The 6155-nt window shown below is 75.6% G+C and carries 1 protein-coding gene; it reads left to right on the top strand.

What is annotated here, in order from left to right; all coding sequences use genetic code 11:
• Positions 1 to 6155: type I polyketide synthase (locus J0670_RS26905; protein WP_207814267.1), on the top strand; the 6155-nt coding region annotated here is incomplete at both ends.

The raw sequence follows: 6155 nt of genomic DNA, 5'->3' as shown, positions 1-6155 counted from the left end.
GGCGTCTACACCCGGCTCGCCGGGCTCGGCTACGAGTACGGCCCGGCCTTCCAGGGGCTCACCCGGCTCTGGCGGGACGGCGAGGACCTGCTCGCCGAGGTCACCCTGCCCGCCGGGCAGCAGGACGGCGCCGAGCGCTTCGGCCTCCACCCCGCACTGCTCGACGCCGTCCTGCACCCGCTGGTGCTCGAAGCCGCCGACCCGGCCGCGCCCGAGCTGATCCGGCTGCCGTTCGCGCTGAGCGGCGCCACCCTGTACGCCTCCGGCGCCACCGCGCTGCGGGTGCGGATCTCGCCGGTCGGCCCCGACACCTTCGCGCTCACCCTGGCCGACCGGACCGGCGCGCCGGTCGCCGCGATCGAGGAGCTGACGCTGCGCCCGGTCGCCAAGGACCGGCTCGCCCCCGCCGCCCGGACCGAGGTCCTGCACACCCTGGAGTGGCAGGCCGTCGAGGCGGCCGAGCCCGAGTCGCTGCGCTGGGCTGAGGCGGCGGACGGCGACCTCGCCGGCGTCACCGAGGCCGACGTGGTCGTCCTCGCCCACCGGCACACCGGCGAGCACACCCCGCAGACCGCGCACACCGCCGCCCGCCGGGCCCTGGCCGCCGTCCAGCAGTGGCTGGCCGAGGAGCGGTTCGCCGACACCCGGCTCGTCCTGACGACCGGCGGCGCGATCGCCGCCCGGCCTGGCGAGGACGTCACCGACCTGACCAACGCCCTGCTCTGGGGCCTGTTCCGAGCCGTCCAGTCCGAACACCCGGGCCGGGTGCTGCTGGTGGATCTCGATGACCCGGCCGCCACCGACCTGCTGCCCGCCGCCCTGGCCAGCGGAGAACCCCAACTGGCCGTCCGGGAGGGCAGGTTGTATGCGCCGCGGATCGTCCGAGCGGAGCATGCCGAGGCCGCCCCGGCGCCCGCGCTCGACCCGGCCGGCACGGTGCTGATCACCGGCGGCGTCGGCGGCCTCGGTGCGCTGCTCGCCCGGCACCTGGTCACCGACCACGGTGTGCGCCGGCTGCTGCTCACCAGCCGCCGCGGCCCCGCCACCCCCGGCGCGGACGACCTGGTCGCCGAACTCGCCGCCCTCGGCGCGGAGGTGGCCGTGGCCGTCGCCGACGCCGCCGACCGCGAGGCGCTGGCCGCCGTCCTGGCCGGAATCCCGGCCGAGCACCCGCTGACCGCCGTCGTGCACACCGCCGGCGTCCTCGACGACGCCACCGTCGCCGCGCTCACCCCCGAGCAGCTCGACGCCGTGCTCCGGCCCAAGGTCGACGCCGCCTGGCACCTGCACGAACTGACGAAGCATCAGAAGCTCGCCGCCTTCGTCCTGTTCTCCTCCGTCTCCGGCCTCACCGGAACCGCCGGACAGGCCAACTACGCGGCCGCCAACACCTACCTGGACGCGCTCGCCGCACACCGCGCCGCCACCGGCCTCGCCGCCACCTCACTGGCCTGGGGCCTGTGGGACGGCACCCACGGCATGGGCGCCACCCTCGGCGAGGCCGACCTCGCCCGCTGGAGCAGGGCCGGCTTCGCCCCGCTCGCCCCCGAGCAGGGACTCGCCCTCTTCGACGCCGCGCTGGCCGCCGGAGCGCCGCTGGCCGTACCGGTGGCGCTAGACCTGACCGCCCTGCGCTCCGCCGACGACCTGCCGCCCGCCGTGCTGCGCGCCCTGGTCCGCACCCGGCCGCGGCGCGCCGCCGCCCGCAGCGCGGCCGACGGCGGCTCGACCTGGGCCCAGGAGATCGCGGCACTGCCCGAGGAGAAGCGGCGCGCCGCCGTCCTGGAACAGGTGCGCGGTGTGGCCGCCGCCGTCCTCGGACACGCCGACGCCACCGCCGTCGACCCCGAACAGTCCTTCAAGCAGCTCGGATTCGACTCGCTCGCGGGCGTCGAACTGCGCAACCGGCTGAACGCCGCCACCGGACTGCGGCTGTCCGCCACCGTGGTCTTCGACCAGCCGTCCCCGGCCGCCCTGGCCGGACACCTCTTCGAGCAGGTGGCCGGCCCCGCCGAGACCACCGCCGTACGGGCCGTGCGAGCCGGACGAGCCGACGAGCCGATCGCGATCGTCGGCATGGCCTGCCGCTACCCGGGCGGGGTGCGCTCGCCCGAGGAGCTGTGGCGGCTGGTCGCCGACGGCGTCGACGCCGTGTCGGAGTTCCCCGTCAACCGCGGCTGGAACCTCGACGAGCTCTACCACCCCGACCCCGAGCACGCAGGCACCTCCTACACCCGCGAGGGCGGCTTCCTGCACGACGCCGACCGCTTCGACCGGGAGTTCTTCGGCATCTCGCCGCGCGAGGCCACCGCCACCGACCCGCAGCAGCGCCTGCTGCTGGAGACCGCCTGGGAGACCTTCGAGAGCGCCGGCGTCGACCCGGCCACCCTGCGCGGCAGCAACACCGGCGTCTTCGCCGGTGCCATGTACGACGACTACGCGTCCCGACTGGCCGCCGCACCCGAGGAGTTCGAGGGCTTCCTGCTCGCCGGGAACCTGTCCAGCGTGCTCTCCGGCCGGCTCGCCTACACCTACGGACTGGAGGGCCCGGCCGTCACCGTCGACACCGCCTGCTCCTCCTCGCTGGTCGCCCTGCACCTGGCGGCGAACGCCCTGCGCACCGGCGAGTGCGACCTCGCCCTGGCCGGCGGCGTCACCGTGATGTCCGGGCCGAACACCTTCATCGAGTTCAGCCGCCAGCGCGGCCTGTCGCCCGACGGCCGCTGCCGCTCGTTCGCGGCCTCCGCCGCCGGCACCGGCTGGAGCGAGGGCGTCGGACTGCTCCTGGTCGAACGGCTCTCCGACGCCCGCCGCAACGGCCACCAGGTGCTCGCCGTCCTGCGCGGCTCGGCCGTCAACCAGGACGGCGCCTCCAACGGTCTGACCGCCCCCAACGGCCCCGCCCAGGAACGCGTCATCCGCCAGGCGCTGGCCAACGCCGGCCTGACCGCCGCCGAGGTCGACGCCGTCGAGGCGCACGGCACCGGCACCACCCTCGGCGACCCGATCGAGGCGCAGGCCCTGCTGGCCACCTACGGCCGCGAGCGGACCGCCGAACAGCCGCTCTGGCTCGGCTCGTTGAAGTCCAACATCGGCCACTCCCAGGCGGCGGCCGGCGTCGGCGGCATCATCAAGATGATCGAGGCGATGCGGCACGGCCGACTGCCCAGGACCCTGCACGTCGACGAGCCCTCGCCGCACGTGGACTGGTCCGAGGGCACGGTCGCGCTGCTCACCGAGGAGCAGGACTGGCCGCGGACCGGCCGTCCGCGCCGGGCCGGGGTGTCCTCCTTCGGCATCAGCGGCACCAACGCCCACGTCATCATCGAGCAGCCGCCCGCGGAGCCCGCCCCGGCGCCCTCCACGGGACCGGCGGTCGTGCCCTGGGTGATCTCGGGCCGCGACGAGACGGCCCTGCACGCCCAGGCCGAACGGCTGCGCGAGTACGTCGCGGCCCGCCCTGAACTGGACCCGGCCGACCTCGGGTTCTCGCTGGCCACCACCCGGGCGGCCCTGGAGCAGCGCGCCGTGGTCCTCGGCACCGGCCGCGACGCCCTGCTGCGCGGGCTGGAGGCCCTGGCACGCGGCGAGTCCGCCCCCGGTGTGGTCCGTGGCAACGGCACCCGGCGGGGCAAGACCGCCTTCCTGCTGACCGGGCAGGGCAGCCAGCGCCTGGGCATGGGCCGCGAGCTCTACCAGGGCTCGCCGGTCTTCGCCCGCGCCCTGGACGCGGTCTGCGCCTACCTGGACGGCGCGCTCGACCGGCCGCTGCGCGAGGTGCTGTTCGCGCCCGAGGGCTCCGCCGACTCGGCGCTGCTCGACCAGACCGCCTTCACCCAGGCCGCGCTGTTCGCCGTCGAGGTCGCGCTGTACCGGCTGCTCGAACACCACGGCGTCACCCCGGACTTCCTGCTCGGCCACTCCATCGGCGAGGTCACCGCGGCACACCTGGCCGGTGTGCTCGACCTCCCGGACGCCTGTGCGCTGGTCGCGGCGCGCGGCCGGCTGATGCAGGCGGCCCGCGAGGGCGGCGCGATGGCCGCCGTCCAGGCGAGCGAGCCGGAGATCCGTGAGTCGCTGGCCGGCTTCGGCGACGCCGTCGCGGTGGCCGGGATCAACGGGCCGCGCTCGACCGTCATCTCGGGCGACGCGGAGATCGTCGACAAGCTCACCGTCGAATGGCGGGCCCGTGGCCGCAAGACCAAGCGGCTGCCGGTCAGCCACGCCTTCCACTCCCCGCACATGGCCGGGGTGCTGGAGGAGTTCACCGCCGAGGCGGCCAAGCTCAGCTTCCACGCCCCGAAGATCCCGGTGGTCTCCAACGTCACCGGCGAGCTGGCCACCACCGAGCAGCTGTGCTCCCCGGACTACTGGGCGCGGCACATCCGCGAGGCGGTGCGCTTCCTCGACGGCGTGCGCACCCTGGCCGCCGAAGGCGTCACCGAGTACCTGGAACTGGGCCCGGACGGGGTGCTCACCGCCCTCGCCGAGGACTGCCTGACCGAGCCGGCCGGCGCCCTCGCGCCCGTCCTGCGCGCGGGCCGGCCCGAGGCCGAGACCGTCACCGCCGCACTCGCCCTGCTGCACACCCGGGGCGCGCGGATCGACTGGACGCGGCACTTCCCCGGCGCCCGCCGGGTCCAGCTGCCGACCTACGCCTTCAAGCCCGGCCGGTACTGGCTCCAGGGCCCGGCCGCCGTGGGCCAGGCGGGCGGCTTCGGCCTCGACGCGGCCGACCACCCGCTGCTCGGCGCCGCCGTCGCCCTGGCCGACCGGGACGAGTACCTGTTCACCGGGCGCCTCTCCCGGCACAGCCACCCGTGGCTGGCGGACCACGCCGTCGCGGACACCGTCCTGCTGCCCGGCACCGGCCTGCTGGAGCTGGCCGTACGAGCTGGCACGCAGGTCGGTTGCGCGCAGGTCGAGGAGCTGACCCTGATGGCGCCGCTGGTGCTGCCCGAACGCGGCGGTGTCCAGCTCCAGTTGGTGCTGGCCGCGGCCGACGAGCACGGCCGGCGCAGGCTCGACGTCCACTCCCGCCCGGACGAGGACGGCGAACTGCCGTGGACCCGGCACGCCAGTGGCGTGCTCGCGCCCGAGGCCGTCGCCCCCGCTTCCGTGGACCTGCTGTCCTGGCCGCCGGCCGGCGCCGTCGAGGTCGACCTCGACGGTGTCTACGACCGGCTGCTCGACCAGGGCTACGGCTACGGCCCCGCGTTCCAGGGGCTGCGTCGGGTGTGGCGAGCGGAGGGCGAGCTGTTCGCCGAGGTCGCCCTGGGCGAGGGACAGCGCGGTGACGCCGCGCGCTTCGCCCTGCACCCGGCGCTGCTGGACGCCGCGCTGCATCCGCTGCTGCCCGGGGTGGCGGAGGAGGGCGGGCGGTCCTGGCTCCCGTACGCCTGGTCCGGGGCGAGTGTGACCGCCGCCGGTGCCACGCTGCTCAGGGTCCGGCTGGCCGTCGCGGCCGCCGAGGCCGAGTCGCTGACGGTGTCGCTGGCGGTGGCCGATGGTGCGGGTGCGCCGGTGGCGGTGGTCGAGTCGCTGGTGCTGCGTCCGGTGTCGGTGGACGGTCTGCGCCAGACCGGTGTTCGCGATGGGCTGTTGAGTGTGGCGTGGCGTCCGCTGGAGGTGGCGGGTGCCGCCGCTGACTGGGCGGTGCTGGGTACGGATCTGGGGCTCGGTGGAGCGGTGTTCCCGGGTGTCGGTGAGGTGGCGGACGTAGCGCCGTCGGTGGTGCTGGCGGGGCTGCCCCGGCTGGACGGTGCCGAGGTTGTGGGCGCTGTTCATGAGGTGACGGCCGGTGTGCTGGGGCTGGTGCAGGGGTGGCTGGCCGAGGAGCGGCTGGCGAACTCGCGCCTGGTCGTGGTCACGCGCGGCGCGATCGCGGCCGGTCCGGAGGGCGTGGCGAACCTGTCGCAGGCCGGCGTCTGGGGTCTGTTGAGGAGCGTGCAGACGGAGAACCCCGGCCGGTTCGTCCTGCTGGATCTGGATTCCGACGAGCCGTCGACATCGTTGATCGCCGGTGCGCTGGCCTCGGGCGAGCCGCAGTTGGCGGTGCGCGGTGACGAGGTGCTGGTGCCGCGCTTGGCCCGAGTGACGGCGGGTGTGGTGTCGGAGGGTCCGGAGTGGGGCCGGGGCACGGTGTTGGTGACGGG

The organism is Streptomyces sp. FH025 (assembly GCF_017427025.1).
Taxonomy (GTDB): Bacteria; Actinomycetota; Actinomycetes; order Streptomycetales; family Streptomycetaceae; genus Kitasatospora.
Note: the sequence above shows the minus strand (reverse complement) of the source record. Positions and strands in the feature narration are given on the sequence as shown.